This window comes from Hymenobacter aranciens (genome assembly GCF_030580865.1).
Taxonomy (GTDB): Bacteria; Bacteroidota; Bacteroidia; order Cytophagales; family Hymenobacteraceae; genus Hymenobacter; species Hymenobacter aranciens.
On record NZ_JAUQSY010000001.1, the window covers coordinates 127240 to 154221 of the forward strand.

Annotated in this window: 26 protein-coding genes and 3 tRNA genes; 21 read left to right on the top strand and 8 right to left on the bottom strand. The window is 61.8% G+C overall.

Annotated elements, in window-relative coordinates; genetic code table 11:
• Positions 1-90 precede the first annotated feature (90 nt).
• The 6 genes from Q5H93_RS00440 (at position 91) to Q5H93_RS00465 (ending at position 5415) form a co-directional block, all read left to right on the top strand.
• A complete protein-coding gene (locus Q5H93_RS00440; RefSeq protein WP_305004499.1) occupies positions 91-1302 on the top strand; it encodes an ABC transporter substrate-binding protein in 1212 nt (403 codons plus the stop codon).
• Positions 1303-1433: 131 nt separating this feature from the next.
• A complete protein-coding gene (locus tag Q5H93_RS00445; protein WP_305004500.1) occupies positions 1434-2291 on the top strand; it encodes an ABC transporter permease subunit in 858 nt (285 codons plus the stop codon).
• Positions 2292-2310: 19 nt separating this feature from the next.
• A complete protein-coding gene (locus Q5H93_RS00450; RefSeq protein WP_305004501.1) occupies positions 2311-3045 on the top strand; it encodes an ABC transporter permease in 735 nt (244 codons plus the stop codon).
• Positions 3046-3124: 79 nt separating this feature from the next.
• A complete protein-coding gene (locus Q5H93_RS00455; RefSeq protein WP_305004502.1) occupies positions 3125-3853 on the top strand; it encodes an ABC transporter ATP-binding protein in 729 nt (242 codons plus the stop codon).
• 94 nt (positions 3854-3947) lie between these two features.
• The gene (locus tag Q5H93_RS00460; RefSeq protein ID WP_305004503.1) at positions 3948-4880 is read left to right on the top strand and encodes a radical SAM protein; all 933 of its coding nucleotides are present in this window, start codon (positions 3948-3950) and stop codon (positions 4878-4880) included.
• 22 nt (positions 4881-4902) lie between these two features.
• Positions 4903-5415 carry a hypothetical protein gene (locus Q5H93_RS00465; RefSeq protein ID WP_305004504.1) on the top strand — a complete coding sequence of 171 codons (513 nt, stop codon included), beginning with the start codon at positions 4903-4905 and terminating at the stop codon, positions 5413-5415.
• A 58-nt stretch (positions 5416-5473) separates the two neighbouring features.
• Here the strand turns inward: Q5H93_RS00465 and Q5H93_RS00470 are convergent.
• Positions 5474-5546 (bottom strand) — tRNA-Phe (locus tag Q5H93_RS00470).
• Positions 5547-5720: 174 nt separating this feature from the next.
• On the opposite strand from Q5H93_RS00470, the gene Q5H93_RS00475 reads away from it, so the two are divergent.
• The 5 genes from Q5H93_RS00475 to Q5H93_RS00495 all read left to right on the top strand — a co-directional run bounded on the left by Q5H93_RS00475 (position 5721) and on the right by Q5H93_RS00495 (position 11589).
• Positions 5721-7103 carry a 4Fe-4S dicluster domain-containing protein gene (locus Q5H93_RS00475; RefSeq protein ID WP_305004505.1) on the top strand — a complete coding sequence of 461 codons (1383 nt, stop codon included), beginning with the start codon at positions 5721-5723 and terminating at the stop codon, positions 7101-7103.
• A 168-nt stretch (positions 7104-7271) separates the two neighbouring features.
• Positions 7272-8123, top strand: coding sequence for a (Fe-S)-binding protein (locus tag Q5H93_RS00480; protein ID WP_305004833.1), 852 nt, complete (start codon positions 7272-7274; stop codon positions 8121-8123).
• A gap of 12 nt (positions 8124-8135) precedes the next feature.
• Entirely contained in the window at positions 8136-8624 is a 489-nt protein-coding gene (locus tag Q5H93_RS00485) for a hypothetical protein (RefSeq protein WP_305004506.1), read from the top strand.
• 106 nt (positions 8625-8730) lie between these two features.
• Positions 8731-10668 (top strand): CHU_0125 family OmpA-like outer membrane integrity protein, encoded by a 1938-nt coding sequence (locus Q5H93_RS00490; protein ID WP_305004507.1) that lies wholly within the window; start codon positions 8731-8733, stop codon positions 10666-10668.
• A gap of 156 nt (positions 10669-10824) precedes the next feature.
• Positions 10825-11589 (top strand): proline and serine-rich protein 1 family protein, encoded by a 765-nt coding sequence (locus tag Q5H93_RS00495; protein WP_305004508.1) that lies wholly within the window; start codon positions 10825-10827, stop codon positions 11587-11589.
• Positions 11590-11763: 174 nt separating this feature from the next.
• Here the strand turns inward: Q5H93_RS00495 and Q5H93_RS00500 are convergent, their stop codons facing one another.
• Complete coding sequence (locus tag Q5H93_RS00500) at positions 11764-12240, bottom strand: DUF4293 family protein (protein ID WP_305004509.1); 477 nt, start codon at positions 12238-12240, stop codon at positions 11764-11766.
• Positions 12241-12337: 97 nt separating this feature from the next.
• Between Q5H93_RS00500 and Q5H93_RS00505 the strand changes: the two genes are divergently transcribed.
• The 3 genes from Q5H93_RS00505 to Q5H93_RS00515 all read left to right on the top strand — a co-directional run bounded on the left by Q5H93_RS00505 (position 12338) and on the right by Q5H93_RS00515 (position 15741).
• Positions 12338-13540, top strand: a complete 1203-nt coding sequence (locus Q5H93_RS00505) for a thiolase family protein (protein WP_305004510.1) — start codon at positions 12338-12340, stop codon at positions 13538-13540.
• An 88-nt stretch (positions 13541-13628) separates the two neighbouring features.
• On the top strand, positions 13629-14390 hold the full coding sequence (truA, locus tag Q5H93_RS00510; RefSeq protein WP_305004511.1) for a tRNA pseudouridine(38-40) synthase TruA: 762 nt from the start codon (positions 13629-13631) through the stop codon (positions 14388-14390).
• Between the two features lie 343 nt (positions 14391-14733).
• The gene (locus Q5H93_RS00515; protein WP_305004512.1) at positions 14734-15741 is read left to right on the top strand and encodes a hypothetical protein; all 1008 of its coding nucleotides are present in this window, start codon (positions 14734-14736) and stop codon (positions 15739-15741) included.
• A gap of 27 nt (positions 15742-15768) precedes the next feature.
• Here Q5H93_RS00515 and Q5H93_RS00520 read toward each other — a convergent pair whose 3' ends face one another.
• Positions 15769-16509 carry a GAF domain-containing protein gene (locus tag Q5H93_RS00520; protein ID WP_305004513.1) on the bottom strand — a complete coding sequence of 247 codons (741 nt, stop codon included), beginning with the start codon at positions 16507-16509 and terminating at the stop codon, positions 15769-15771.
• 156 nt (positions 16510-16665) lie between these two features.
• Here Q5H93_RS00520 and Q5H93_RS00525 point away from each other — a divergent pair, with 156 nt between their 5' ends.
• Together Q5H93_RS00525 and Q5H93_RS00530 are read left to right on the top strand one after the other, a co-directional pair.
• On the top strand, positions 16666-18459 hold the full coding sequence (locus Q5H93_RS00525; protein WP_305004514.1) for an ABC transporter ATP-binding protein: 1794 nt from the start codon (positions 16666-16668) through the stop codon (positions 18457-18459).
• Between the two features lie 15 nt (positions 18460-18474).
• Positions 18475-18996, top strand: coding sequence for a hypothetical protein (locus tag Q5H93_RS00530; RefSeq protein WP_305004515.1), 522 nt, complete (start codon positions 18475-18477; stop codon positions 18994-18996).
• A 51-nt stretch (positions 18997-19047) separates the two neighbouring features.
• Here Q5H93_RS00530 and Q5H93_RS00535 read toward each other — a convergent pair whose 3' ends face one another.
• The 4 genes from Q5H93_RS00535 to Q5H93_RS00550 all read right to left on the bottom strand — a co-directional run bounded on the left by Q5H93_RS00535 (position 19048) and on the right by Q5H93_RS00550 (position 20833).
• The gene (locus Q5H93_RS00535; protein ID WP_305004516.1) at positions 19048-19674 is read right to left on the bottom strand and encodes a BamA/TamA family outer membrane protein; all 627 of its coding nucleotides are present in this window, start codon (positions 19672-19674) and stop codon (positions 19048-19050) included.
• Positions 19675-19778: 104 nt separating this feature from the next.
• Entirely contained in the window at positions 19779-20435 is a 657-nt protein-coding gene (locus tag Q5H93_RS00540; protein WP_305004517.1) for an outer membrane beta-barrel protein, read from the bottom strand.
• Positions 20436-20585: 150 nt separating this feature from the next.
• Positions 20586-20659: transfer RNA gene (locus tag Q5H93_RS00545), tRNA-Pro, on the bottom strand.
• Between the two features lie 100 nt (positions 20660-20759).
• A tRNA-Pro gene (locus tag Q5H93_RS00550) sits at positions 20760-20833 on the bottom strand.
• Positions 20834-21064: 231 nt separating this feature from the next.
• On the opposite strand from Q5H93_RS00550, the gene Q5H93_RS00555 reads away from it, so the two are divergent.
• Complete coding sequence (locus tag Q5H93_RS00555; RefSeq protein WP_305004518.1) at positions 21065-21505, top strand: hypothetical protein; 441 nt, start codon at positions 21065-21067, stop codon at positions 21503-21505.
• A gap of 96 nt (positions 21506-21601) precedes the next feature.
• Positions 21602-22030, top strand: coding sequence for a T9SS type A sorting domain-containing protein (locus tag Q5H93_RS00560; RefSeq protein ID WP_305004519.1), 429 nt, complete (start codon positions 21602-21604; stop codon positions 22028-22030).
• Positions 22031-22175: 145 nt separating this feature from the next.
• Here Q5H93_RS00560 and Q5H93_RS00565 read toward each other — a convergent pair whose 3' ends face one another.
• Complete coding sequence (locus Q5H93_RS00565; RefSeq protein WP_305004520.1) at positions 22176-23960, bottom strand: ABC transporter ATP-binding protein; 1785 nt, start codon at positions 23958-23960, stop codon at positions 22176-22178.
• Positions 23961-24175: 215 nt separating this feature from the next.
• Between Q5H93_RS00565 and Q5H93_RS00570 the strand changes: the two genes are divergently transcribed.
• From Q5H93_RS00570 to Q5H93_RS00580, 3 genes are all read left to right on the top strand, one after another.
• Positions 24176-25267, top strand: coding sequence for a Glu/Leu/Phe/Val dehydrogenase dimerization domain-containing protein (locus tag Q5H93_RS00570; RefSeq protein ID WP_305004521.1), 1092 nt, complete (start codon positions 24176-24178; stop codon positions 25265-25267).
• 99 nt (positions 25268-25366) lie between these two features.
• Positions 25367-26566 (top strand): transcription antitermination factor NusB, encoded by a 1200-nt coding sequence (gene nusB / locus Q5H93_RS00575; protein ID WP_305004522.1) that lies wholly within the window; start codon positions 25367-25369, stop codon positions 26564-26566.
• Positions 26567-26666: 100 nt separating this feature from the next.
• Positions 26667-26978 (top strand): YtxH domain-containing protein, encoded by a 312-nt coding sequence (locus Q5H93_RS00580; RefSeq protein ID WP_305004523.1) that lies wholly within the window; start codon positions 26667-26669, stop codon positions 26976-26978.
• Positions 26979-26982: the final 4 nt, after the last annotated feature.

Sequence of the window (26982 nt, forward strand, 5' to 3'; positions counted from 1 at the left end):
ATTTCCAACAGCAGCATGACCGGTGCCCCCTCTCCGCAGGAGAGGGGGTCAGGGGGTGAGGTTCCTCGATTGCGTCAACTCTCTTCACTTATGAAAAAGACCTTCCTCCAACTCCTCACCCTAACCCTGCTGGCCGGCTGCAGTGCCGACCAGCCCCGCACCCCGCAGCAGGTGCTGGCCCAGCCCTGGGCGCAGGTAGAAAACGCCGGCCGCCAACAGCCCGTGAGCATGGTGATGTGGCAGGGCGACCCGCTCATCAACCGCTACATGACTGGCTACGTGAAGCCCGAAATGAAGCGCCGCTACGGCATCGACCTGCAGCTGGCGGCGGGCCAGGGCGCGGGCTTGGTGCAGACGCTGGCCGCCGAGCAAGCCGCCGGCCAGCATAGCGAGGCCGACGTGGTGTGGATAAACGGCGAGACGTTTTACCAGCTCCGGCAGGTGGATGCGCTGCTCGGGCCCTTCGTGGACAAGCTGCCTAACGCCCGCTACCTCGACTTGCAGAACTCGTTCATCAACACCGATTTTCAGCAGCCGGTGGCGGGCATGGAGTGCCCCTGGGGCAATGTGCAGTTTACCGTCATCTACGACTCGGCGCGGGTGAGCCGGCCGCCGCGCTCGTTTGCCGAGCTGCCGGCCTACGTGCGGGCGCACCCCGGGCAGTTCACCATTCCGAACGAGTTTACGGGCATGACCTTGCTGAAATCGTGGATGATAAGTTTGTCGGACAACCCGGCGCTGTTTCAGGGCAAGTTTGACGAGGCGGTGTACAGGAAGTGGTCGGGCGAGCTGTGGCGGGTGCTCAACGCCAGCAAGCCCTACTTCTGGAAACAGGGGCGCACCTTCCCCGAGCAGCTGGCGCCCCTGCACCAGCTCTTTGCCAATGGCGAAGTAGCGTTTACCTTCTCCTGCAACGATGCCGAGGTGGATAACAAGCGCAACCAGGGGGTATTCCCGGCCACGGCGCGGGCCTACGTGCCGGCGCCGGGCACCATTCAGAACTCGCACTACTTGGGCATCGTGCGCGGCGCCCGCCACCCCGAGGCGGCGCTGCTGCTGGTCAACTTTCTGATTTCGCCGGAGGCGCAATTGAAGAAGATGGACCCCAACGTGTGGGGCGACCACACGGTGCTGAACCTGGCAGCGCTGCCGGCGGCGCAGCGGCGGCAGTTCGAGCAGCTGCCCACGCGGCGCTACGCGCCCCGGCGCGAGACCATCCAAAACCTGGCCCTGCCCGAGCCCGACCCGGAATACATGACGCGGCTGTTCAAGGATTTTCGGACCGAGGTGCTGGAAAAGTAAGCCGCCCGAATAATACTTTTCCGAGGAAGCCGGTAGGAGGAAGGTTCGGGGAAGGTTCGTTGTGGGTTCGCTCAAGCCGCCCTCAGTTGGGCCTTTGAAGGTAAGGTGGAAATTGTACTTTCGTAAGGAATATGGCTTTAGACATTCGTCGGTTTTTCTCGACCACCTTACTCGGTGGCTACGGCTTGCTGGTGCTGGGCCTGCCGCTGGCGGGGCTGGGCTATGCGCTGCTGGGCAGCCTGGGGCTGGCCGGGCCGCTGGCGGCGGGCTTCACCCCACGCTACTGGCTGGCGCTGGGGGCGAATGCGGGGCTGCTGTACTCGGCGCTGTTCAGCACCTGGGTGGCGCTGGTGTCGGTGGGCGTGTCGGTGGCCCTGGCCCTGAGCCTGGTGCTACGGGCGCAGCCCACGCTGCGGCGCTGGCCGCTGCCGGGGCTGCTGTACGTGCCGCTGCTACTTCCGGCCCTGGTGCTGGCGTTCTGCTTGTTTCAGCTGTTGAGCGGCGCCGGCTGGCTGGCCCGGCTGAGCTACGGCCTGGAGTGGATTGGCAGTCCGGCCGACTTCCCCGAGCTGGTGCAGGACAGCGCCGGGCTGGGCATCATCCTGGCCCAGGTGCTGCTCACGTTTCCATTTCTGACCTTGCTGCTGCAGGCCATCTACCAGGAAAGCCGGCTCGACGAGCTGCGGCAGCTCAGCAGCACGCTGGGGGCCAGCGCCGGCCAGTTTCGGGGGCGGGTGGCGGTGCCGCTGCTGTTGCGCCGGGCGGCGCCTACGCTGCTGCTCAACTTCATTGCCACGCTGGGCGCCTACGATGTGCCGCTGCTGCTGGGCCGCCCGCATCCGCAGATGCTGTCCGTATTCGTAGCCACGCGGCAGCAGTTCGATTTGCGCGAGCTGCCGATGGGCTACCTGGCGGGCTTCCTGGTGGCGCTGGGGCTGCTGGCGCTTATTGGGATATTGATTAAGCTGACCCGTCGCCATGCACTCTAGGCTGCTTATCGGGTTGTTAATGTTGTTGTTTGGGCTGCCGTTTGGGCTGCTGGGGCTGCTGGCGCTGGCGCAGGGCTGGCACTTCCCACAGGCGCTGCCGCCCGCCTACTCGCTGGCGGCGCTACGCACGCTGGGCGCGGCCGATAGCGAGCTGCTGGCGGGCCTGGGCCGCAGCCTGCTGCTGGCGGGCACGGTGGCGCTGCTGGCCACGGCGGGCGGCTTCGGGGTGGCGCGGGCGGTGGCGCGCTCGCGCTGGAGCCGGCAGTGGGAGGCGGCCAGCTACCTGCCATATGCGCTGCCGCCGGTGCTGCTGGCCACGCTGGTGCAGCCGTTTATTATTCGGCTGCAGTTGTCGGGCTCGGGAGGCGGGGTAGTGCTGGGCTTGCTGCTGGTGGCGCTGCCGTTTGCCACGCTGCTGCTGCGCAGCTTCTGGTCGGTGCAGGCCCGGGAGTATGAGCAGCTGGCGCGCACGCTGGGCTGCTCGGCGAGGCAGGCGTTTGGGCGGGTGCTGCTGCCGTTGGCCTGGCCGCTGCTGCGCACCACGCTGTTCCAGACGTTTCTGCTGGCCTGGTTTGACTTTGGGCTCACCAACGTGCTTAGCGTGGGCAAGGTGCGCACGCTCACGGTGCAGGTATTCAGCTACGTGGGCGAAGCCAATACGGCCCTGGCCGCCGTGGCCTCGCTGCTGCTGGTGCTGCCCCCAGCGCTGCTGCTGGGGCTCAATCGAACGGCGCTGTGGCGGCGGCCGGGGTAGTACGAGGCCGGAACTGTGGGATACCCCGGCCATCAATCTCTTTGTGCCTGAGCTATAGATATTTTCCTGAACCAATACCATGCTCGAAGTTTCCGCTCTCGCCAAATCCTTCGGCTCCCAGTCGGTACTACGCGACGTCAGCCTCACGCTGCCCGCCGGCGAGGTGCTGGCCGTGCTGGGCCGCTCGGGCGGCGGCAAAACCACCCTCCTCAAAATCATCGCCGGCCTGGAAGCGCCCGATGCTGGGACCCTGCACCTCGCCGGCCACGACCTGCGCCCCCTGCCGCCCAACCAGCGCCAGTTGGTGTACCTCTACCAGGAGCCGCTGCTCTTCCCGCACCTGACGGTGTTCGAAAATATTGCCTTCGGTCTGCGCATTCGAAAAGTTGCCAACGGCAAAATAACGCAGCAAGTCAATCAATTGCTCGATGAGCTCGACCTCCGCGAACACGCCCAGAAAGCCCCGCATCAGCTCTCGGGCGGCCAGCGGCAGCGGGTGTCGTTCGGCCGCGCCCTCATCATCCGCCCGCGCCTGCTGCTGCTCGACGAGCCCTTCGGCAACCTCGATGCCCAAACCCGCGCCGACATGCAGCAGCTCTTCCTGCGCGTGCGCCAGCAGCACCAGATGACCGCCATCTTCGTGACTCACGACAGCCGCGAGGCCCTCACGGTGGGCAGCAGGTTTGCGTATTTGGAACAAGGGCAATTGACGACCTTCGCGTCGAAAGCTGATTTTGTGCGGGATGCGCGGACGAATATTCAGCAAGAAGTGAGGTTTTGGGAATCAATTAGTAGGACTGAGAATTGAACGTTGGTGTTTGGTATCAGGTGTTGGGTTTTCGGGTTTGCATTTTTCTGACACCCAACACCCAACGCGTCGAAGTCTAACCGTCCGTGAGTTTATGAAAACCGACTTCAACCACTGCGAGTCCGTCTACTGGGTGTTCACCCAGCTTTGCAACGACCAGTGCGCCCACTGCTACAACGACTCGGGCCCCCAGGGCGCCCGCATCAGCGCCCAGGATTGCCTGCGCATCGTCCGCAACCTGCCCGCGCAGGTCGACCGCCTCATCCTCTCCGGCGGCGAGCCGCTCGCCGACCGCGCCAAGCTCTACCTCATCCTCGACGCGGTGCAGGAAAAATACCAGGGCCGCACCCAGGTAATGCTCCAAACCAACGGCGACCTGCTTACGCCCGCCATCCTCGACCTGCTCATTGCCAAAGGGGTAAGCCGCTTCGACATTGCCAGCATCGACCGCTTTCACAAGCTGGCGGGCTCGCGCCTCATGGTACTGGCTGACTTATTTGAAAGCCGGGGCGTGAACGGCGACGACCACGACCCGCTCATCGACAAGGACACCTACCTGCTCGACACCCCGCGCCTGAGCTGGGGCTACTGGGGCGCCACCGACGATATGTGGCTGGGCGGCAACTGGGCCCGCGGCCGCGCCTTTGCCAACGACCTCTGGCTGCGCGACCCCACGCATAATTTCTGCGCCATCCTCTCCGGCGCCCGGGGCTTCCTCGGCGGCACCGAGCTGCCCCAGGAAATCAGCATCCAGCTCTGGAAAATCAACCCCTGCTGCCCCGGCACCAAATTCCCCCTTGGCGACGCCCGCCAGGAAAAAGTGGCCGACGTACTGCTCCGCGCCTCCCAATCCGAAATCATGCAGCGTCTCAACCAGGGCGAGCCCTGGCGCATGGGCGAATCGCTGGGCATCAGTGAGGAACACGCCCGCGCCCGCACCGCCGAGCTGCAGAATGTGTGCCGTTGGTGCGACGAGTTTTTTGAGCAGCAGGCGGCCGCTGTGCTATTGCCTAGTGGCCATCAATAGCCTGTTTGTTAACTTGCCGGCTATGATTTCACCTTCTGCCCTGCCCCCCGCCCCTGTTTCGCACACCGATACCGCCTGGCTGCCGCCCATTCTGGCGTTTTTAACCGAAATCGGCATCGTCGTCGAAGACACCACCCTGCGCGACGACACTTTCCTCCCCGGTATTCTCATCCACGAAGGCCGCCTGCTCCTCGACCGCCAGCGCCTGCTCTATCCTGGCGATGTGGTCCACGAAGCCGGTCACATTGCCGTCACCCGCGCTGCCGAGCGGCCGGCCCTCGGTGGTAACGTCACCGAAGACAATCCGGAAAAAGAAGGTGACGAATTAGCCGTCCATCTCTGGGCGTACGCCGCCTGCCTGGCCATGCGCCTGCCCGCAGAAGTTGTTTTTCACCCCGACGGCTATCGAAACCAGAGCAAATGGTTGATAAATAACTTCCGCACCGGCCAGAACATGGGCCTGCCGCTGCTCGTGTGGATGGACCTGAGCACTACCGAAGAATACCCCCGCATGACACGCTGGCTGCGGGAGTAAATCCCTGAAAAAGAAACAATAAAAAAGGCCTTCCCGCTAACAGGAAGGCCTTTTTTTGTGGCAACAGTTGGAATCGAACCAACGACACCAGCATTTTCAGTGCTGTGCTCTACCAACTGAGCTATGTTGCCGTACACCCAAGCCGTAGCGGTTTGGGACTGCAAAGGTAAGCACGCAAACCGCCAACGCAAGGATTTGCCTGAAAAAAGTTGCCAACTTTGTTACCGGAAACCGCAAAGTATTCGGCATGCCTACTAAATTGCACCCTTAAACCCCTCCCACCCGTTCTTCCTACCTTTACGCGCATGTTGCAATCCATCCTCTTTCTGTTGCTGCTGATAGCGGCGTTCGGCCTGTTTGCCTGGCAGGTCCGAAAAATCCGGGCCAACGTTCTCGTCGGCCGCGACCGTGACATGAGCGGCCACCCCGCCGAGCGCCTGCGCAAAGTGATTTTAGTCGCTTTCGGGCAGCAAAAAATGTTCAAGCGCCTCACGCCCGCGCTGCTGCACCTGGTGGTGTACGTAGGCTTCCTGGTGATTAACATTGAGGTAGTTGAAATAATTATCGACGGGCTGTTCCACACGCACCGCGTGCTGAGCTTCCTCGGGCCGGTGTACGACGCGCTGATGGCCGTCAATGAAATCCTGGGCGCCCTGGTCATCATCGCCGTGGCTGCCTTCTGGTGGCGCCGCAACCGCAAGCCGCCGGTGCAGCGCTTCACCGGCGTGGAACTGCGCATGTGGCCCAAGCTCGACGCCAACGTTATTCTTTACATTGAAGTGGCGCTGATGGTAGCCCTGTTCTTCATGAACACTTCGGACCTGAAGCTGCACCAGATGGAGGGCGTGGAGTTGCCCGGTGCCTTTCCCATCAGCAGCCTGCTGGTGGGCTTACTGCCCGACAACGTAACAGTGCTGCACACCTTGGAGCGCCTGGGGTGGTGGCTGCACATCATCGGCATCCTGCTGTTTCTGAATTACCTGCCTAGCTCCAAGCACTTCCACATCATCATCTCGTTCCCTAACGTGTGGTTTTCGCGCCTCACGCCGCTGGGCCAGTTTTCGAACGTTGACAGCATCACCCACGAGGTGAAGGCGATGATGGACCCCAGCTACGAGGTGCCTGCCCCCGTCACCAACCCCGACGGGACGGCTGTGGCCCCCACGTCGTTCGGCGCCAAAGACGTAGAAGACCTTCCCTGGACCTCGCTACTCAACGCCTACTCCTGCACCGAGTGCGGCCGCTGCACCTCGGTGTGCCCGGCCAACCTCACCGGCAAGCTGCTTTCGCCGCGCAAAATCATCATGGACACGCGCGACCGGATGGAGGAGAAATACAATTCGCCGCTCATTTTCCACCCCAACGTGTACGGCGAGGAGGCCAAGCATGAGCCCATCACCGACCTCGCCAATGCCACCCTGCTGCGCGGTAAAGTGACGCCCGAAGAGCTCTGGGCCTGCACCACCTGCAACGCCTGCGTCGAAAGCTGCCCCGTCAACATCAACCCCCTGGAAAGCATCGTGGAGATGCGCCGCTTCCTGGTGCTGGAAGAGTCGGCCGCGCCCAACTCGTTGAACGTGATGTTCTCCAATATCGAAAACAACGGCGCGCCCTGGGCTTTCTCACCCTCGGACCGGTTTAACTGGGCCGATGAGCTGTTTGTGGCGGAGAAAGCCAGCGTCGCCTAAATCGTCTGTCATGCTGACGAAGGAAGCATCTACTCACGGCCGCTTTCGTCAGGTTTACTAACTCATTGCAGCGTAGGCGTGATAAGGTCCTTCGCAAAGCTCAGGATGACAACCGAACCTATTATGACTCCCGAAACTCCCACCAAGCGCCAGATTACCGTCCCCATGATGGCCGACCTCGCGGCCCGCGACGAAGCTCCCGAAATCCTGTTCTGGGTGGGCTGTGCCGGGGCGTTTGACGACCGCTACAAGCGCGTGACCCGTGCCTTTGTGCGCATCCTCGACCACGTGGGCGTGAAATACGCCGTGCTGGGCCTCGAAGAATCCTGCACCGGCGACCCCGCCAAGCGCGCCGGCAATGAGTTCCTGTTTCAGATGCAGGCCATGCAGAATATCACGACCTTGAATGGCTACAACATCAAGAAAATCGTGACGGCCTGCCCGCACTGCTTCAACACCATTAAGAACGAGTACCCGGCGCTGGGCGGCAACTACGAGGTAATTCACCACAGCACTTACCTCCAGCAGCTTATCAACGATGGTAAGGTGGCCGTCGAAGGCGGCGAAAGCTTCAAAGGCCGCCGCATCACTTTCCACGACAGCTGCTACCTGGGCCGCGCCAACGGCATCTACGAAGCCCCCCGCGAGGTGCTGGCCGCCCTCGACGCCGACCTAGTGGAAATGAAGCGCAGTCGCGCCAATGGCCTCTGCTGCGGCGCCGGTGGCGCCCAGATGTGGAAAGAGCCCGAGCCCGGCAAAAAGGACATCAACGTGGAGCGGGCCGAGGAAGCCCTGGCCACCCTCAGCGGCCGGGCCGAAGCCCTCGACAACCTGCGCGGCGTGGAAACCGAGCGCGCCGCCCCCGGCCCGCACGGCCTGCAGGGAAGCATCATTGCCGTGGCCTGCCCCTTCTGCATGACCATGATGGCCGATGGCGTGAAAAACAAGGAGAAGGAAAACGAGGTTCAGGTGTTCGATTTGGCCGAGCTCATTGCCTCGGCCGAAGGTATCAACGCCTAAAGCCTGCAACTTATGTACGTTTCCTTCGACCAGCTGCCACCCACGGCGCGGGTATGGATTTACCAGGCCAGCCGGCCGCTGGCGCCGGACGAGATAATTCCGGTGTTGCCCACCCTGGCCAGTTTTGCCGAAGAGTGGACCAGTCATGGCCGCACTCTGCTGGCTTCGGCCGAGTTTCTGCACCGGCAGTTTCTGGTGCTGGGGCTCGATGAAAGCGTGGCCGGGGCAAGTGGTTGCTCCATCGACGCCTCAGTGCGCTTCGTGCGCGAGCTCGAAGCTCAACTAGGGGTGGAGCTGCTCGAAAAGTCGCGGCTGGCCTTCCTCAACGACGGCGAAGTGTGGCTTTTAGAAAATCGTAATTTGCGCACTGCCGTAGCCGAAGGACGGCTTACGGCCGACACTTTTTACTTCGATAACACCTTGCTAACCAAAGGTGAGCTTGAGGCGAAATGGCCGGCCCCGGCCGGACAGACCTGGCTGGCGCGCTACTTTTCCCGCTAAGAAAATAACGGCTTTTTAGGGAAGTACCGCGCCGAGGTAGTATTATTGCTAACCCAAAACCGCCTAAAGCGGGATTTTTCCCGTTCCCCTCCACCCCAATTCACCTATGAGGAAACTATTATTCGTCTGCGCTGCGGCTGGCTCTGCCGCGCTGATTAGCGGCTGTGCCTCCTCGGGCAGCATGAGTAAAGGCGACAAGAAATTCGCTCGTGGCGAGTACGAACCCGCCATCGAATTGTACAAAGCCGACGTAGCCAAAGGTAAAAACGCGGCCATTTCCAACTACCGCATTGGCGAGGCTTACCGTCTCTCCAACCGCCTGGAGCTGGCCGAGCCTTTCTATAAGGCCGCCATCGACGGTAATGTGAAGAACGCCGACGCGGGCTACCACTACGCCGAAGCGCTGAAGGCCACTGGGCAGTTTGATGCAGCTGCCCAGCAGTTTGCCACCTATGCCCAGAGCGGCGGCAACCGCACCCTGGCCGCCAAGGCCGAGGCGGAAGCCAAAAACGCCGCCGCCAGCAAAACGGTGACTGGCAACAAAGCCGGCTACGACGTAGTAGCGCTGGACGCCCTGAACACGGCCAGCTCCGATTTCGGCGCCGCCATGATGCCGGGCACCGGCGAACTGGTGTTTGCCTCGGGCCGCGAAGGAAAGAAATACGAAGGCAACGGCGAGAACTTCCTCGACCTCTATGCCATCAAGTTTGATGACGCGGCCAGCATGAGCGGCGGCACTGCCCGCAAGCTGGAAGGCCCTTTCAACACCGCTACCAAGCACGAAGCCAGCGCCACCTACACGCCCGACGGCAAGACGGTGGTATTTGCCCGCTCGAACGACGGCAGCAAGGTCAGCAAAAACGGCCTGTTGAGCGTCGACCTCTGGATTTCGTACAACAAAGGGGGCACGTGGAGCGAGCCTGTGCTGGCCAACATCAACGACCGTAGCGCCGATGACTTTGCCCCGGTGTTCGCCCCGGACGGCACCACGCTCTACTTCGCCTCGGGCCGCAAAACCGGCTCGCTTGGTGGCAACGACATCTACAAAGCTACCCTGGGCCCGAACGGCCGTTTCTCGCCCGCCGAAAACCTCGGCGAAGGCGTGAACTCGGTGGGTAACGACAACTTCCCCGGCGTGGCCCCCGATGGCACGCTGTACTTCTCGTCGGACGGACGCCCCGGCTACGGCAAGCTCGACATCTTCATGGTGAAAGGCGGCAAAGCCGTGAACCTGGGTGCCGACGTGAACAGCCCTGCCGACGACTTCGCTCCCATGCCGACCAGCGCCGAAGTTGGCGTGTTCAGCTCGAACCGCGCCGGTGGCAAAGGGTCGGACGACCTGTACAAATACACCAAGAAGCCCAAGAAAATGGTCACCTTCTACGCCGATGGTACGGTGCTGGAGCGTGACCCCCAAACCGGTGCCACCCAGCCCCTGCCGGGCGTGGCGGTGAACATTGTGGGTAGCAACGGCCAGCGCAGCAGCGCTACCAGCGGCCCCGATGGCAAGTTCACGGCCAAGCTCGACACGGTGACCAACTACACCTTCACCGCCGAGCGCCCCGGCCAGGATTTGATGGCTCGTACCACCACGAGCACCATCGGCAAAATCCCGACCCAGGACCAGCTGCCCGAGCTGAACAACGACATCAAGCTGCCGGTGAGCCTCACCTTGACGAAAATCAAGAAGAACACCATCATCGAAATCAAAGACATCTTCTACGATTACGATAAGGCTGATATCCGTCCGGACGCCGCCGTGCGCCTCGATACGCTGGTACAGACGCTGGTGGATAACCCCAACATCTCCATCGAGCTGCGCTCGCACACCGACCAACGCGGTAAGGACGCCTACAACCTGAAGCTGTCGCAGCGTCGCGCCGAGTCGGCCGTGGCTTACCTCATCAGCAAAGGCATTGCCCGCACCCGCCTCGTGGCCAAAGGCTACGGCGAGACTGTTCCGATTGTAAAGGCTCCCAAGAACGAAGCTGAATACCAGCGCAACCGTCGCACGGAGTTCAAGATTACCAAAATCGACAAGTAAGCTCGCGTAGCTGAACCCTCGTCCGGAAAGCCCCCGTCGCCTTGTGCGGCGGGGGCTTTTTTGTGCCCCAAACTGCAGTAGCCAAACGTGGCACAGCTTTTGGAAAACGCGAATCCGGCGCCTGTTTCGGCGCTCTGTTCTCCTTACTTTCGTGCCATGAACAAGGTCTTCGTTTTTCTGCTTCTTAGCTGGCTGGCCGCTGGGTCGGCGCTGGCGGCGCCGCTGGCTACGGCGTATTTTTCTTCCGATAAAGGCGTGCTTTTTGGGCTGACGCTCGATGGGCAGGCCCTGACCCGCGGCCCCGTGCGCGAACTGCGCGTGGAGCAGCTGACGCCCGGCGAGCACTGGGCCGAGTTCGCCTTGCCCGGCCCCCGGCGCAGCACGGTGCGCCTGCGCAGCAAAGTGTGGCTGGAGCCCGCCGCCGAAAACCGCTTCGTGCTGGTAACGCGCAACGGCCGGCCGCCCGAACTGCGGGCCGCCGGCACCACGCCGCTCTACGCGCCCGGCTATGGGCAGCCGCTGCCGCCTCCCGCTCCCGGCTACCCCAATTCCAACGGCGGATATGGCAACAACGGCTATCCGAACGGTAATTACCCCGCCGACCCCAATGGCCGCTACGTGGCCCCCAACGGCTACCATGTGATGAGCCCGCAGGACGTGGACGCGTTAGCCGCTTCGCTGAAACAGCGCTCCTTCGAATCGACGCGGCTGGAGGTGGCCAAAGATGCCCTGAGCCAAACCAGCCTCTACGCGCTGGATTTGCAGCGGCTGCTGCGCAGTTTCGACTTCGATGCCTCGCGGGTGGAGCTAGCCAAGTTCGCCTACGCCCGGGTGGCCGACCCGCAGAATTTTTACCGCGTGTATGAGGCCTTTCAGTTTGATGGCAGCGTGCAGGAGGTACGGAAGGCAGTGGGGCGCTAAGAACGTAGTGAGAGGTTGATTGAACGCAAAAAGGGCTACCCATTGGGGTAGCCCTTTCTGTTGGGGATGTAACGTGAAACTCTGTTTCCGCGACGAGCGCAGCGAGTTTCACACGTTAGCAAACGTCAGAACTCGCTACACTCGTCGCGGAAACAGAGTTTCACGTTACTCACGTTAGCGCAGCCGGTCGTAGCTGTTGCGCACGAGGCGCTCGTCGCTGCGGATGAAGCGGCTGGCCAGCAGGTTGAGCAGCAGTGTAAGCGGCACGAGGTAGGTGCCGGAGAGGTATTCGCCGGCCAGCTTTACGTTGAGGAGCTGCTCGCCCTTGCTGCTGAAGTAGAAGATGGCGCCGATGGTGGCTACGATGAGCAACAGGTTGAGCGAGCCGAGCATGAGCTGGCGGGCACGGTTTTTAAACTGGAAAATCTCGAACACGGCCACGGCGGCTGAGGCCACGGCCAGCACGGCAATCAGCCACACGGGGCCGGTGCCGGCGGGCAGCTCCCAGCCCTTGGCCTGGAAACCGGTGGCGGTGAGGGTGAGGTCCTGGTGGGTGAGGCCGTCGGCTTTGTGCCAGAGGGGGAGGGCCAGTACGCTCAGCATGGCCAACGCCAGCAGCAACAAAAACACGCTTTGGATTCTTTGTATCATCTTTGTAGTTGTGGAAAACTCCGCCCAAGAGGCGGCGGAGGCAAATTTAGTTCTGAACCGGCGCTTGCGCCGTCACCCTGCTTTTTAACCAGACCGAATGGGAACTGCTTACATCGTGGATGCCGTGCGCACCCCGATTGGAAAATTTGGCGGCGCGCTGAGCAGCGTCCGCCCCGATGACCTGGCCGCGCACGTGTTACGCGAGCTGATGCGCCGCAATCCCAGCGTAGACAAGGATGCCGTAGAGGACGTCATTATGGGCGCCGCCAACCAGGCCGGCGAAGACAACCGCAACGTGGCCCGCATGGCCGCGCTGCTGGCCGGCCTGCCCCTCACGGCCGCCGGCAACACCGTGAACCGCCTTTGCGGCTCGGGCTTGCAGAGCATTATGGATGCGGCCCGCGCCATCAAATGCGGCGAGGGCGACGTGTATCTGGCCGGGGGCTCGGAGAGCATGACCCGGGCGCCGTTCGTGATGGCGAAGTCGGAAACGGCCTTCGCCCGCGACTTCACGGCCCACGATACCACGCTGGGCTGGCGCTTCATCAACCCGAAGCTCACCAAGATGCATTACCCCTACGCCATGGGGCAGACGGCCGAAAACGTGGCCAAGCGCCACAGCGTGAGCCGCGAGGAGCAGGATGCTTTCGCCTTCGAAAGCCAGCGCAAGTACGCCCGGGCGTTCGAGAAAGGTCGCTTCCGCAAGGAGATTGTGCCGGTGTTTATTCCGAACCCGAAGGGGGACACGGCTCTCTTTGATACCGACGAGCAGCCGCGCTTCTCGACGCTGGAGAAGCTGGCCAGCCTGAAACCCGCCTTCCAGCCCGGCGACGGCACCGTGACAGCCGGCAACTCGGCCGGCATCAACGATGGCGCGGCGGCCGTGCTAATGGCGAGCGAAGACGCCGTGAGCCGCTACAACCTGACGCCGATGGCGCGGGTGGTAACCTCGGCCGTGGCCGGCGTAGACCCTGCCTTCATGGGCCTGGGGCCGATTCCGGCCATTCAGAAAGTGCTGCAGCGCGCTGGGCTGACGCTGGACGACATCGACCTGATTGAGCTCAACGAGGCGTTTGCGGCGCAGTCCATCGTGTGCGTGCGCGAGCTGGGGCTGAACATGGACAAGGTGAACGTGAACGGGGGCTCTATTGCGCTAGGCCATCCGCTGGGCAGCTCCGGAGCCCGCATTACGGCCACGCTGCTGCACGAGATGCGCCGCCGTGAGGGCGTGCGCTACGGCCTAGCGGCGATGTGCATTGGGGTAGGGCAGGGCATTGCAACGATTTACGAGAAGGTATAAACTGAATGAGGAATGAAGAATGAGGAGTGAAGAATTGACCAGTTGGTAATTCTTCCTTCTTCCTTCTTCCTTCTTCCTTCCTCCAAAAATGCGTTACTTCCTTCACCTCGCCTACGACGGCACGCGCTACCACGGCTGGCAGATTCAGCCGAACACGCTGACGGTGCAGGCCGAACTGGACCGCTGCCTGAGCCAAGTGCTGCGCCAGCCGGTGTACGTGCTGGGCAGCGGACGCACCGATACCGGCGTGCACGCCAGCCACCAGGTGGCGCATTTCGACGCGGAGCTGCCAGCGGGTATGGACCTGGAACTGCTGCTGTACCGCCTGCGGCGGGCCTTGCCCACGGATATTGCCCCCTTGCGGCTGCACCCGGTGGCAGATACGGCCCACGCCCGTTTCTCGGCTGAAGAGCGCACCTACGACTACTTCGTGCTGACCCGGCCCGACCCCTTCCGGCGCGACCACGCGCTGTACGTGGACCGGCCGCTGGACGTGGCGGCTATGAATGAGGCGGCGGCGTGGCTGATTGGGCAGTTTGATTTCACCACTTTTTCGAAGGTGAAAGGGGGCGAAAACCACTACGTGTGCTACTGCAGCGAAGCGGGCTGGCACCCGGCGCCGGGTGGTTGGGTGTTTCGCATCCGGGCCAACCGCTTTGTGCGGGGCATGGTGCGGCTGGTGGTGGGCACGCTGCTTACGGTGGGCCGCGGCAAGCTCACGCCGCGCCAGTTTCAGGAGCTGCTGTGGTCGCAGCGGCGGGTGGAGGCCAGCGGGGCGGCGCCGGCGCAAGGACTTTTCCTGAGCCGGGTGGAATATGAGGAGGGGATGGTGCCGCCGGAAGAGCTGTAGCGCAGGATTTTATTTTGCGCGGAGAGGCGGGGGCTGAATGGGTTCGGCCTGCTGACCGCCCCGGCTTCTGGCCGCCGAGCGAAAATTATGCGGGAAGTGATTACCGACCGGTTAGGAGTTGTTCAACATCGGTCCGGACCGGTCTGGAATCGGTCGGAACCGACGCCAGACCGGTTTAATATGACCCAGCTTGCGCAGTAGGAGGGAGACTGGGGCTGCGGGTAAAGCAGCCGCAAAAAAAAAGCGCACGAATAATGAAAACAGGTAAAACTACCTGCTTTTGCGTCGCTCGGCTTCCCGAGCTTTGCCCCATCATTATTCACCGCTTTTCTCACCTACCTGCATGACAGTTATTACCCCTTCTCCCGCTCCCGTGGTGCCCGGCTGGGTCGGTGGCTTCGCCACTTCGAACACCGCCTTCGCCTATCCCACGCCCGATTTGTCGTCGCTGCCGATGCTCGACAATCTGGCCAACATCCCGCTGCTGCAGCGGCAGCTGGGCATTGCCTGGCCCGAGTTCAGCTGGCTCACCCAGCCGGGCCTCGAGAGCAGCCGCTGCTTCCAGATGTTCTCGCCCTACATCTCGCGGGTGGGCTACACCGACGAGGGGCGCATCTACTCCATCATCTGCCCGCAGCAGGGCATCTGGATTCCCAACATCGGCTGCCTCAACGTGGAGGTGACCGTGACCGGCCAGCGCGGCTGGGTCAACGAGGCTACCCCGCTGCAGGCCCTGGCCGCCGACATGACCGTGGAGGCCAAAATCTGGTTTAGCCCCAGCGCCACCCAGTCGCTGTTCGTGAAGCTGCTCTGGGCCATGTTTGCCAACTGCGGCCTGCCCTTCCCGGCCAGTAAGGCCAATGCCATCCGCGTGGCCACTTACGACCCCGGTAGCCCCGCGCAGCCCATCTTTCCGGTGCGCGCCGGGCAGAACCCGGCCTTTGCCAACCCCAGCTTCGCCCTGCACCCCGAGGCCTGGGGTGTGGGCAACATCGGCGTGGCCATCGGCGACCCTATCCCAACCACTTCGCCCGTCGTCAACGACTTCAACAAGCTGGTGATGGACCTCTTCAACATCGCCTCCGGCAATATGCTGCGCAGCGGCAGCACCCTCACCTGGAACGTGTGGTTCGTCGCCCCCGCTCTCGTGGACCAACAGGAGTGGGCCACGCACGCCGAGCGCTGGCGCACCTCCATCGACGAAGACCACGGCAGCCCCACCGGCCCCGGCACCGTGGCCCGCTTCTTCAACGGTACCGAGTTTCACCCGCTCCAGGCCGACATCGACGCCAAGACCAACGAGATTATTGCCTCAATGACGAGCAATATGAACAGCTTCTGCAAAGTGTAAGTGGCCCGGTCTGAACCGGCGGCGGAGCTATTCCGCCGCCGGTTTCAACTGCGCAATGGCCGCCTTTATCTGCGTGATGAGGGCGTGCGTTATCATCCACAATTCATCGTCGATGGATTGTTGGTAGCTGTGGGCCTCGGGCGTCTGTGGCGAGACTTCCCACTTCCCCAACTCACGCAGGGTATCAATGCGGGCCAGCGAGGTTTCGATGTGGGCATACACGGCGCGCCACATGGCGCGGGCGGCCTCGGGCTGCTGCTGCAAGGTGGCGCGGAGTTCGAATAGCTGCATCACCACGTCGGCCAGCGCCGCCAGCCGCTGGCGCTCCACTGCCGACATCGCGCGGGCCTGGTGGCCTATCACGCACAGCGCCCCGATGTTGTAGCCCTCAGCCGTATGCAGCGGGTGTCCGGCGTAGAAGCCCAGGTTAAGCTGCCGGGCCGCCGCCTGGTTGGTGAGCAGGCACGGGTCGGCGTGCAGGTTTTCGAACACCGTGGTATGCTCGTGCAGCACGGCCACCGAGCAGATGCTGTCCTGCCGCGCCACTTGGGTAATGCCGTCCAGCCCGTAGTTGCCCCGGAAGGCCACGTGGTCTTCCTCCACCAGCGAAATCAGAGCAATGGGCACCCCAAACAGCACCGCCGTCAGCCGTACTAGCTCGTCAAACACGGGGTCGTTGGGCCCACTCAGCAGGTTGTAGGCGCGCAGGGCCGCCAGGCGTTGCGGGTCGTTAGTTGGAATAAGGGCCGCGTAGGAGTCAGGAATCATACAAAAACAGGAATAGGGCGTCTCGGAGCCCGCGGCAGTAGACAAAGGTAGGTGCATCCGGATTAGGGAGATGGTAGAAGCAAGGAGCACCTGCGCGGACCGATGTTCGGCCACTTTTCTCCGCCTACTCCCGCGTTCCTGCCGACCTTTGCCCCCATGCAACCCCAAGCTGATTCTTCCAAAGCCGGTCAGGTGTTCGACTGGGCCGTGCTGCGCCGCCTGCTGGCCTACGTGCGGCCCTACCGGCGCGTGTTTATCGGGCTGATTTTGCTCACCGTGGCCGCCGCCGTGCTGGGCACGCTACGGCCCTTCCTCATCCAGCGCATGGTCGATGTCAACATCGAGCAGGGCGACTGGCGCGGGCTCAACGTGCAGTTTGGCCTGCTGCTGGTGCTGCTGGTGGTGAACACCGGCGTGAGCTACCTCCAGACCTACTACGGCGGCTGGCTGGGCCAGTACATCGTGCGCGATATCCGCACCGACCTCTACCGCCACCTGCTGGGCCTCAAGCTGCAGTTCTTCGACCGCACGCCCATCGGCGTGCTCGTCACCCGCAACATATCCGACGTCGAAACCCTGTCCGACGTTTTCAGCGAAGGCCTGGCCGCCATGGCCGGCGACGTGCTGCAGATTCTGTTCATCATGGCTTTCATGTTCTGGATTGACTGGCGCCTGACGCTTATCAGCCTCTCTGTGATTCCGCCGCTCTTGTTCAGCACCTACGTGTTCAAGGAGAAGGTCAAAGGCTCGTTCCAGGACGTGCGCAACGCCGTGGCCAAGCTCAATAGCTTCGTGCAGGAGCACCTTACGGGCATGAACGTGGTGCAGATTTTCAACAATGAGGAGCGCGAATTCCAGAAGTTTAAAAAGATAAACCAGGAGCACACCGACGCTAACATCCGCTCGGTGCTCTACTACAGCATCTACTTCCCGGTGGCCGAAGTGCTGGCCGCCATCGGCGTGGGCCTACTGGTGTGGTACGCCGCGCAAGGCCAGATTGAAGGCACCATCTCGAAGGGCGCGCTCATTGCCTTCATCATGTATAATGCGCTGTTCTTCCGTCCCATTCGGCAGATTGCCGACCGGTTCAATACCCTGCAGCTGGGCTTGGTGAGCACCGAGCGGTTGCTGAAACTGCTCGATGACAAAAGCCTGGTGGCCACCTCCGGCGACGCCGACCCCGGCCAATTGACGGGCGAAGTAGAATTCAAGCACGTCTGGTTTGCCTACAACCGTGAGGTCAGCGAAGCTAACGAGCCCGAGTGGGTGCTCAAGGACATCAACTTCCGCGTCGAGCCCGGCCAGACCATTGCTTTCGTGGGCGCCACCGGCGCCGGCAAAACCAGCATTATCAACCTGCTCAGTCGCTTCTACGACATCCAGCAGGGCAGCATCTGCCTCGACAACCGTGACCTGCGCGACTACGACCTCAGCCGCCTGCGCCGCCAGATTGGCGTGGTGCTGCAGGACGTGTTTCTCTTCGCCGGCTCCATCCGCGACAACATCACCCTCGGCAACCGCGAAATCACCGACGCGCAAATCTGGGAAGCCGCCGACCTCGTGGGCGCCCGGCGCTTTATCGAGCGCCTGCCCGCGGCCCTCGACTACCCCGTGATGGAGCGCGGCGCCACGCTCTCCGTGGGCCAGCGCCAGCTCATCAGCTTCGTGCGGGCGCTGGTGTATCAGCCCAGCATTATCGTGCTGGATGAAGCCACTTCGTCGGTCGATTCCGAGACGGAGGAGCTCATCCAACAGGCCATCGAAAAGCTGATGCAGGGCCGTACTTCGCTGGTCATTGCCCACCGCCTCAGCACCATTCAGAAGGCCGACAAAATCGTGGTGCTCGACAAGGGCGAAATCAAGGAAGTGGGCACCCACGACGAGCTGCTGCGCCGCCCCGATGGCTACTACGCCCAGCTGTACCAGATGCAGTACCTGGCGCACAGTTAAAATACCGGTTCTATCATGCGTTTTTTCCTTCCCGTCGTTCTGCTGCTCACCCTGGCCGGCCTCGGCTTCTACGCCTGGCTGGGCGGCTTCCGCAGCGCCACCACCAGCCTCCAAACCAATACGCCGCCGGTGCTGCTGGCCGGCCAGTACTTCCGCGGCCCGGCCCAGGCCGCCGAGTTTGGCCCGCTGTTCCGCCGCGCCAAGGAAGTGCAGGACGCCCGCCAGCTCCGCGGCGACCTCGCCAACCTTTACTTCGACAACCCCGAAAAAGCCCACGACACCATCCGCGCCTTCGTGGGCCTGGCCGTGGCCGACAGCTCCCAGACCCTGCCTACCGGCTGGCGCTACCGGGTGCTGCCCAGCCAGCGGCGCGTGGTGGTGGCCCGCGTGGCCGGCGTGGGCTACCTGCTAGCGCCCGACAAGCTGTACCCCGCCATCCAGGAGTTTATCGCGGCCGAAAAGCTGACGCAGCGCGGCTTCTACTTCGAACGCTTCGCGCCCAACGATGCCGCCGAAGTGTGGGCCGAAGTAAAATAAAAAAGGGCCCGGCTGACTGCCGGGCCCTTTCAGCTTGCTGCGAAGAAAAACCTAGCGGCCGAAATAAAACGTGCCGCCAAACGTGAGCTGGTCGAGCCCGAACGAGGCGCCGAAATTGCTGACCGTCTGGCTGGCGCTGGGCTGCACGTTCACATGGTCATAGCCCAGGTACCCTACCGAGGCGCTGATACCAAATTTGGGCACCGGGAAGAAGACGACCCCCGGCGTGAGGCTGGCATAATAGCCGCTACGGGTCACGTTGAGGCTGGTAACAGGGTCGGTATAAGTAGGAGTGAAGCTGCGCTGGTAGCCCGCGCCGAGCGTTCCGAGAAAGCCAAACTGCTCACTCAGCATCTTGTAGTACTGCACGTAAGGCCCCACCCGCAAGGAGGTGGCCGCGTCCAGATTGTTCTCGGGGTAGTTGCTGATGGTTGTGCGGCCCGCGCTGTAGTTCAGGTTGATACCCACGGCCAGGTTGTCGGCCACGAAGAAGCCCGCGCTCGGCGCCACCCGAAACTGGCTGGTAACCACGTCCTGGCCCTGGCTTTCGGTGTGGCGGCTGTAGCCGATGCTGCCGCCCAGCGAGGTAGTGCCCGCCGGAATAGCCGTTTGCGCCTGCGCCAGGGAGGTAGTGCCCGCCAGCAGCGTCAGTAGTAGAAGAGCGTTTTTTAGGTTCATGAAAAAAAGGAAGAAGTGGTGAGAATCAGCACCGCCGCCCCAGTGCGGCGGCTCAAAGAAGATACCCGTAGTGCCTAGGTAGTTGCACCGCCTATGCCACCCGGCTAGCGGCCAAAATAATACGTGCCCCCAAACAGCAGCTGGTCGAAGCCAAACGCGGCCCCCAGGTCGCTTTCGGTGCGGTCAGCCGATTTGAGCTTCATGCGCTCGTAGCCCAGGTAGCCCACCGAGGCGCTGATACCCAGCTTCGGCGTAGGAAAAAAGATTAGCCCGGGCGTCAGCTGCGCGTAAAAGCCGTTGCTCTTGACATTGACGTTCGGGTCGTTGGGGTCGATGGCCCGGTAGCCGTCGGAAGCCCGGTGCTGGTAGCCCGCGCCCAGGGTGCCCACGAGGCCAAACTGCGCCGTCAGCATCTTGTAATACTGCACGTAAGCCCCGGCCCGCAGCTGCTCGTTCGGCGTCGTGGTGCTCGAAGCGCCGGCGCCGTCGAAGCGCCGCTTCGTTATCAGATAGCCCAAATCCAGCCCCACGGCTAGGTTGTCGGCCACAAAATACCCGATGCTGGGCGTGAATTGAAACTGATTCTCACTATAGCTGTGAGAAAGAGTTCCACTAGTAGCTGACGGCGGTTCGTCGTTGGTGAAGTGCGCGTAGCCCACCATCCCGCCCAGCGCCACCGTGCCGGCCGGGATGGCCGTCTGCGCCTGCGCTCCGCCACTGCCTGCGCTCAGCAATACCGCCCAAAGAAGAAGTTTTTTCATGTGGTAGAAGTGAGAAAGCTTCAAAGGTACCACGCGCAATACGCACGCTGTCGTGCCCTGTAACGTCGTCGCCCCGTCGGTAGTATCCGGGCGCCGAAAAAACAAAAAAGCCCTTTCCTACGCAGGAAAGGGCTTTTTTCAGTACTCGGGTCGGGGTGGCAGGATTCGAACCTACGGCCTCGTCGTCCCGAACGACGCGCGCTACCGGGCTGCGCTACACCCCGAAATCGGGCCGATGGGGCGACCCGTTTCAGTATCCAATTCAGCGGCCGAAAAAAGCCCCCGAACCGAAGTTCGAGGGCTTCCAGAGCGGCTGCTCTTCCGTCGGAGTGGCAGGATTCGAACCTACGACCTCCAGCACCCCATGCTGGCGCGATACCAGGCTACGCTACACCCCGATTGGAAATTGGAGCGACAAAGGTACGCCTTTTTTTGAAGGATGTGCAAGCCGAATGGGAATATTTTTTTCAGCCCGGGCCTCCGGGCTGGCACGGATAAGGGCGTCCGGGCTGGGCGGTATTTTCAGGTAGATGGTGCAAAATACTGGCTTTCTGGCTTGCGAAGGGGAGAGGGGAGGCGGTACTTTTAAGCTCCTGTCCACCTCGGCGACGGGCCTTTTTCTGCTTTCTATGGCTGGTCCTGCCCCATTGCCTGCTGCTTCGCGCCGCCCCCGCGCCGCCCACCTCATCGACTTCGATTACCTCGACCACGTGGCCGGCGGCGATGCCAACTACGTGGTACTCATGGCCCGCTTGTTCTGCGCGCACTTTCCCGAAGAGATGTTTCTGCTGGAAGTGGCCTGCACCCGCGCCGATGCCGCTGCCCTGCGCCAGGGCCTGCTACGCCTCGGCACCACCTGCCAGCTGATGGGCCTGCCCCGCCTGGTGCAGATGGCCCACCAACTCGCTGAGCAATTGCACCCCCACAAGCTGCTGCCCGCGCACACGCCCGCCGTGCTGCGCCGTCTGCGCCACGGCGGCACCGCCGCCATGAGCACCCTGGCCCTGCGCCTCGATAAGCGCTACCCCGACGAGCTCGAAAGTCTGCTGCACCACGCCGAAGCGGCATAGTATGTGCATGAGGGCAACGTGAAGGCATACTATCCGAAACCCCGTAACTTTACGGCAACGAATTACTATTCCGCCTCATCCATCGTAGCCCCCATTATGCAACGTACCCTACTGGCTTTGGCCCTGCTATTTGTACTACCCGTGGCCGCCGCACACGCCCAGGCTAGCATCCTGCCCGGTGGCGCAGCTCCGGCTCAGCCCACCAAACCGGCTGCCACCACTACCACGGAAGCCAGCCCCGCCGCCATCGCTCCCGCCCCCATGACCCCGGCGGCCGACCCTACGGCCCTCAAAGTCAAAGCGGAAATCAACCCGGCTACCGGCAAGCTGACCGTGCGTACTGACAACCCCGGCCCCACGCGCATCGAAGTAAACGACGTGAGCGGCCGCCCTTTGCTTACCTACACCATGATGGTGGGAACCACGCCGGCTGCCCTTGATATCAAGCAGTTGTCGCCTGGCTCCTACGTGGTGCGCTGCACCGCGGGCGACCGCACCGGCATGCGCCGCGTGACGGTAGAATAAGGTTTCGGAAGATAAAAGAACGTCATCCTGAGCGTAGCGAAAGGACCTCGCCCGCTTCTCTGTGGTAGTAACTTTTGATTACTACCGCACGAGGCGCGGGCGAGGTCCTTTCGCCTTCGGCTCAGGATGACGTTCTGGTTTAAATCTAAGCCTCCTCCGTCTGCAGCTGCCGCTCATACAGCGCCCGATACAGCCCCGCTACGTCGGCCATCAGCACCTCGTGGGTGCCGTGCTGCACAATCTGCCCATCATCGAGCACAAGAATCTCATCGGCCAGCTTCACTGATGACACGCGGTGCGAGATAATGACGCTGCTGCGGTTGGCCATAATGCGCTGCAGGCTGCTTAGGATAGTGTTCTCGGTTTTGGTATCGACGGCCGAGAGCGAGTCGTCCAGAATCAGGATTTTGGGCTCTTTCACCAGGGCGCGGGCCATGCTCACGCGCTGCTTCTGCCCGCCCGAGAGTGTGATGCCGCGCTCGCCTACCTTCGTATCGAAGCCTTCGGGGAAGGCCACGATGTTGTCGTACACGGCGGCGTCGCGGGCGGCTTGCAGCATCCGCTCCTCATCGGGCTGGTCGAGGCCGAAGTTGATGTTGTTGCGAATGCTGTCGGAGAATAGAAACACGTCCTGCGGCACGTAGCCAATCTGCTCACGCAATGTTGGTAAAGCATAGTCGCGCACGTCGATGCCATCAATGCTGATGCTGCCCTGGCTGACGTCGTAGAGGCGGCAGATGAGGGCGGCCACGGTACTCTTGCCCGAGCCAGTGTTGCCGATGACGGCCAGCGTCTGACCCGGCCGGATGCGGAAACTCACGTCTTTCAGCGCCTCAATGCCGGTGTCGGGGTAGGTAAAGGAAACGTGGTCGAACACGATGTCGCCCTGCATGCTATGCTCCACATTGCGGCGCGAAACGATATCCGTTTTCTGGTGCAGAAACTCGTTGATGCGGGCCTGCGAGGCCTCGGCGCGCTGCACGAGGCTGCTGGTCCAGCCCAGCGCCGCCACGGGCCAGGTCAGCAGGTTCACGTAAATCAGGAATTCGGCGATGGTGCCGGTGGTGATAGTGCCGCGGATGACTTCCTGCCCGCCGACCCACACCGTAATCAGCGTGCTGATGCCGATGAGGAACATGATGAGCGGGAAAAACAGCGCGTTCACAAAGTTCAGGCTCAGGGATTTGTTCTTGTACTCGTTGCTCGATTTGGTGAATTGCTCGTGCGAATCCTGCTGCCGCACGAACGATTTCAGCACCCGAATACCCGAAAAGGATTCCTGCACAAAGGTGGTCATGCTGGCCAGCGCCTTCTGGATTTCGTCCGATTTCTTCTCAATTACATTGTTGATGTAGAAGATGCTGACCGACAGCACCGGCAGCGGCAGCAGCGTGTAGAGCGTCAGCTTCACGTTCACCATCAGCATCAGGGGCACGATGAGGATGAACATTAGCACCAGCTGCAGGAAGTACATAATGGCCGGCCCCAGGTACATCCGCACGCGGCTCACGTCCTCCGAGATGCGCGACATGAGGTCGCCCACCCGGTTGCGGCGATAGAAGCTCAGCGGCAGCGACTGGTAGTGCAGGTAAATCTGGTTTTTCTGGTCGTTTTCGATGAGCCGCGACATCACAATCAGGGTCTGGCGCATGAAAAACAGGAAAATGCCCCGTAGCAAGGCCAGCAGGATGATTACCATCCCGTAGAACAGCACGTTGCGCCCGAAGAGCTCGTAAACGCCGCTCTGCGCCCGGGTACCGGCGTAGAGGTGGTAGAGGTCGATGCCCTCGTTCACCAAATCGAAGGCGTAGCGCACCAGCTGTGCCGGAAAAATAGCCAACAGCGTGCTCAGCGCCACGAACAGCACGCCCGCCAGGAAGTGCCATTTGTAGCGATAGATGAAGGGATTGACGGAGGCGAGAGCGCGCACGGCGGAGGCGGGAAATGGAAGGGCGTATCGGAAAAATTGGGGTACTTTTGCACCCGTAACGCGGATTTCAGGCCGCGAATAGCACTCTTAAAGCAACGTTTGGCACCTAAATGTTACGTTCCGCTGTTGGCGGGCTGTTCGCGAAATAAAATCCTACGTTACAAGCCAAAGGTACTCCACACTTCTTCCATCCATTTTCCCACCCACCCTTTATTATGGTAGAGACTTCAGTCCTCGCCCCCGCCGATATTTTCGGCCAGATTGCTGAGCACCAGCACGAGCAGGTCGTGTATTGCCACGACCACGAGACGGGCCTGCGGGCCATTATCGGCATTCACAACACCGTGCTGGGCCCGGCCCTGGGCGGCACCCGCATGTGGCACTATGCCAGCGACCAGGAGGCCCTGCACGACGTGCTGCGCCTCTCGCGCGGCATGACCTACAAGGCTGCCATCTCGGGCCTCAACCTGGGCGGCGGCAAGGCCGTCATCATCGGCGACGCGAAGACTCTCAAGACCGAAGCCCTGCTGCGTAAGTTCGGCCGCTTCGTGAAAAACCTGAATGGCAAGTACATCACCGCCGAGGACGTGAACATGACCACAAAGGACATGGAGTACATTCGGATGGAAACCAAGCACGTAGCCGGCCTGCCCGAAAGCATGGGCGGCTCGGGCGACCCCTCGCCCGTGACGGCCTACGGCGTGTACATGGGCATGAAAGCCGCCGCCAAAAAAGCCTACGGCTCCGACTCGCTGGCTGGCAAGCGCATCGGTGTGCAGGGCGTGGGCCACGTGGGCACCTACCTGCTGGAGTACCTGCAGAAGGAAGGCGCCAAGCTCATCGTAACCGACTACTACGAAGACCGTGCCCTGGATGCCGCCAACCGATTCGGCGCCAAGATGGTAGGTCTGGACGAAATATACGACCAGGACATGGACATCTACTCGCCCTGCGCCCTCGGCGCCACGCTGAACGATGACACCATTGCCCGCCTGAAGTGCCAGGTGGTAGCCGGCTCGGCCAACAACCAGTTGAAAAACGAAGACGAAAACGGCCCCGAGCTGGTGCGCCACGGCATTATCTACGCCCCCGATTTCCTTATCAATGCCGGCGGCCTCATCAACGTCTACTCCGAAATCACCGGGGCCAGCCGCCAGGGCGCCCTCACCCAGACCGAAAAAATTTACGACTACACCCTGCAGGTGCTCGACAAAGCCGAGCAGGAACACACTCACCCCCAAGCCGCCGCCACCCGCCAGGCCCAGGAGCGCATCGCCGCCGTGGGCCGGGTGAAAGCAACGTATTAAGTTATGAATTATGAGTTATGAATTATGAGTTAGTGGCCGTAATTCTTCGACACCGCTTCAACTCATAATTCATAACTCATAATTCATAATTCCAACCCCATGCTCAACCGCCGTCTTCTTCGTATCAAAGTTATGCAGGCCCTCTACGCTTATCAGCAAGCGGTAGGGGCCGATTCATTGCTGGCTCAGGACCGCATCGCGGCCGCCTTCGAGCCCGACCTCAACGCCGAGCAGGCGCCCGACCGGCGCAAGCTGGAAGGTCAGCGCAAGCTGGGCGAGGCCCAGTTTCGCGACTGGCACCGCACCGGCACCGTGGCCGACAACAGCGACGACAAGGACGTGCAACGGGCGCTGACCGACGCCATCAATTTCTACAAGAAGCAGGTAGACAAAGAGGCCACCTTCTACGGCGGGCAGCTGCTGCAGGGCGCCGAAAGCATTCACGACCAGTACCTGCACCTGCTCAATCTGCCGGCTGCCCTGCTCGACGTACTTGACGAGGAAGCTTCTAAGGAAGCCCGCCGCCGCCTCGGGCCCAGCGAAGATGCGCTGGATACCGCGCGTCTGGGTGCTAACGCTGCCATTGTCAAGCTCAAGGAAAACGAGCAGCTGCAGGACCTCACCATCCGCCGCAAGCTGGCCTGGGACGACGCCGACGAGGTGGACGCCCTGCGCACCGCTTGGCGCGATGAGATGAAGAAGGACGAAACTATCCTCGCTTATCTCGCCGGCTCGCCCACCGGCCTGCTGGAAACCGACTACGACGCCGACCTGGAAATCCTGAAGCACATTTATAAGGACTACATTTTCAAGGGTGAAGCCCTGCCGCGCCAGCTCGAAGCCGACGACCTCAACTGGGAGGAAAACCGGCCCATCGTGCGCAATCTGGTGCTGAAAACGCTGAAAATGATTCCCTTTGCCGCCGACGAGAAGCAGGAGCTGATGAACCTCTCGGCCAACTGGGCCGACGACCGCGAGTTTGCCGAAACGCTCTACAAGCAGACGCTGGCCGACGACGCCAAGATGGAAAAGCTCATCGCCGACTCGGTGCAGAACTGGGACGTGGAGCGCGTGGCCCTGCTCGACAAGATTATTCTGAAAATGGCCCTCACCGAAATGCAGCTTTTCCGCAGCATTCCGGTGAAAGTGACCATCAACGAGTACATCGAAATCAGTAAGTTATACAGCACGCCCAAGAGCAAGCAGTTCGTGAACGGCGTGCTCGACAAGCTGGCGCAGGACCTGGCGGCGAGCGGCGATATTCGGAAATCTGGTCGCGGGTTGCTCGACAATCAGTAACATTGTAGCCAATTAGCGGGCCGCGCCGGGCCAAACATCCGGCAGCGACTTTGCGTTGAGATTTCAGAGTCCAAAATCCCACCATTTTCCTTTTAGAATCATGGCCAGCAAAACCACTACCGGCATCCTGTGCTTCGCGGGCGGCGCCCTCACCGGCGCGGCCATTGGCTTGCTCTACGCGCCCGAAACCGGCCGCGAAACCCGTTCCTGGCTGAGCTACCAGCTGGAGAAATACCGCTCGGTGCTCGCCGACCTCACCGACAGCCTCGTGACCAGCCGCGAAGCCGCCGGCCAGTCAAGCGCCAAAACCGAGGGCCAGCGCGTCATTTCCGATGCCAAAACCAAAGCCGAGCAGCTGCTCGGCGACGTCGACCAGCTTATCAACCAAATCAACTCGCGTCGCAGCGGGTAACGGC

Excerpts from the sequence above, each read along its gene's own strand:
- Q5H93_RS00530 (WP_305004515.1), top strand. The coding sequence starts at position 18,475 with ATGCGTTTTTTCCTTCCCGTCGTTCTGCTGCTCACCCTGGCCGGCCTC.
- Q5H93_RS00490 (WP_305004507.1), top strand. The coding sequence starts at position 8,731 with ATGAGGAAACTATTATTCGTCTGCGCTGCGGCTGGCTCTGCCGCGCTG.
- Q5H93_RS00505 (WP_305004510.1), top strand. The coding sequence starts at position 12,338 with ATGGGAACTGCTTACATCGTGGATGCCGTGCGCACCCCGATTGGAAAA.
- Q5H93_RS00460 (WP_305004503.1), top strand. The coding sequence starts at position 3,948 with ATGAAAACCGACTTCAACCACTGCGAGTCCGTCTACTGGGTGTTCACC.
- Q5H93_RS00445 (WP_305004500.1), top strand. The coding sequence starts at position 1,434 with ATGGCTTTAGACATTCGTCGGTTTTTCTCGACCACCTTACTCGGTGGC.
- Q5H93_RS00440 (WP_305004499.1), top strand. The coding sequence starts at position 91 with ATGAAAAAGACCTTCCTCCAACTCCTCACCCTAACCCTGCTGGCCGGC.
- nusB (WP_305004522.1), top strand. The coding sequence starts at position 25,367 with ATGCTCAACCGCCGTCTTCTTCGTATCAAAGTTATGCAGGCCCTCTAC.
- Q5H93_RS00525 (WP_305004514.1), top strand. The coding sequence starts at position 16,666 with ATGCAACCCCAAGCTGATTCTTCCAAAGCCGGTCAGGTGTTCGACTGG.
- Q5H93_RS00540 (WP_305004517.1), bottom strand. The coding sequence starts at position 20,435 with ATGAAAAAACTTCTTCTTTGGGCGGTATTGCTGAGCGCAGGCAGTGGC.
- Q5H93_RS00515 (WP_305004512.1), top strand. The coding sequence starts at position 14,734 with ATGACAGTTATTACCCCTTCTCCCGCTCCCGTGGTGCCCGGCTGGGTC.
- Q5H93_RS00500 (WP_305004509.1), bottom strand. The coding sequence starts at position 12,240 with ATGATACAAAGAATCCAAAGCGTGTTTTTGTTGCTGCTGGCGTTGGCC.
- Q5H93_RS00495 (WP_305004508.1), top strand. The coding sequence starts at position 10,825 with ATGAACAAGGTCTTCGTTTTTCTGCTTCTTAGCTGGCTGGCCGCTGGG.
- Q5H93_RS00520 (WP_305004513.1), bottom strand. The coding sequence starts at position 16,509 with ATGATTCCTGACTCCTACGCGGCCCTTATTCCAACTAACGACCCGCAA.
- Q5H93_RS00480 (WP_305004833.1), top strand. The coding sequence starts at position 7,272 with ATGGCCGACCTCGCGGCCCGCGACGAAGCTCCCGAAATCCTGTTCTGG.
- Q5H93_RS00455 (WP_305004502.1), top strand. The coding sequence starts at position 3,125 with ATGCTCGAAGTTTCCGCTCTCGCCAAATCCTTCGGCTCCCAGTCGGTA.
- Q5H93_RS00560 (WP_305004519.1), top strand. The coding sequence starts at position 21,602 with ATGCAACGTACCCTACTGGCTTTGGCCCTGCTATTTGTACTACCCGTG.
- Q5H93_RS00570 (WP_305004521.1), top strand. The coding sequence starts at position 24,176 with ATGGTAGAGACTTCAGTCCTCGCCCCCGCCGATATTTTCGGCCAGATT.
- Q5H93_RS00485 (WP_305004506.1), top strand. The coding sequence starts at position 8,136 with ATGTACGTTTCCTTCGACCAGCTGCCACCCACGGCGCGGGTATGGATT.
- Q5H93_RS00475 (WP_305004505.1), top strand. The coding sequence starts at position 5,721 with ATGTTGCAATCCATCCTCTTTCTGTTGCTGCTGATAGCGGCGTTCGGC.
- Q5H93_RS00450 (WP_305004501.1), top strand. The coding sequence starts at position 2,311 with ATGTTGTTGTTTGGGCTGCCGTTTGGGCTGCTGGGGCTGCTGGCGCTG.
- Q5H93_RS00465 (WP_305004504.1), top strand. The coding sequence starts at position 4,903 with ATGATTTCACCTTCTGCCCTGCCCCCCGCCCCTGTTTCGCACACCGAT.
- Q5H93_RS00535 (WP_305004516.1), bottom strand. The coding sequence starts at position 19,674 with ATGAACCTAAAAAACGCTCTTCTACTACTGACGCTGCTGGCGGGCACT.
- Q5H93_RS00580 (WP_305004523.1), top strand. The coding sequence starts at position 26,667 with ATGGCCAGCAAAACCACTACCGGCATCCTGTGCTTCGCGGGCGGCGCC.
- truA (WP_305004511.1), top strand. The coding sequence starts at position 13,629 with ATGCGTTACTTCCTTCACCTCGCCTACGACGGCACGCGCTACCACGGC.
- Q5H93_RS00555 (WP_305004518.1), top strand. The coding sequence starts at position 21,065 with ATGGCTGGTCCTGCCCCATTGCCTGCTGCTTCGCGCCGCCCCCGCGCC.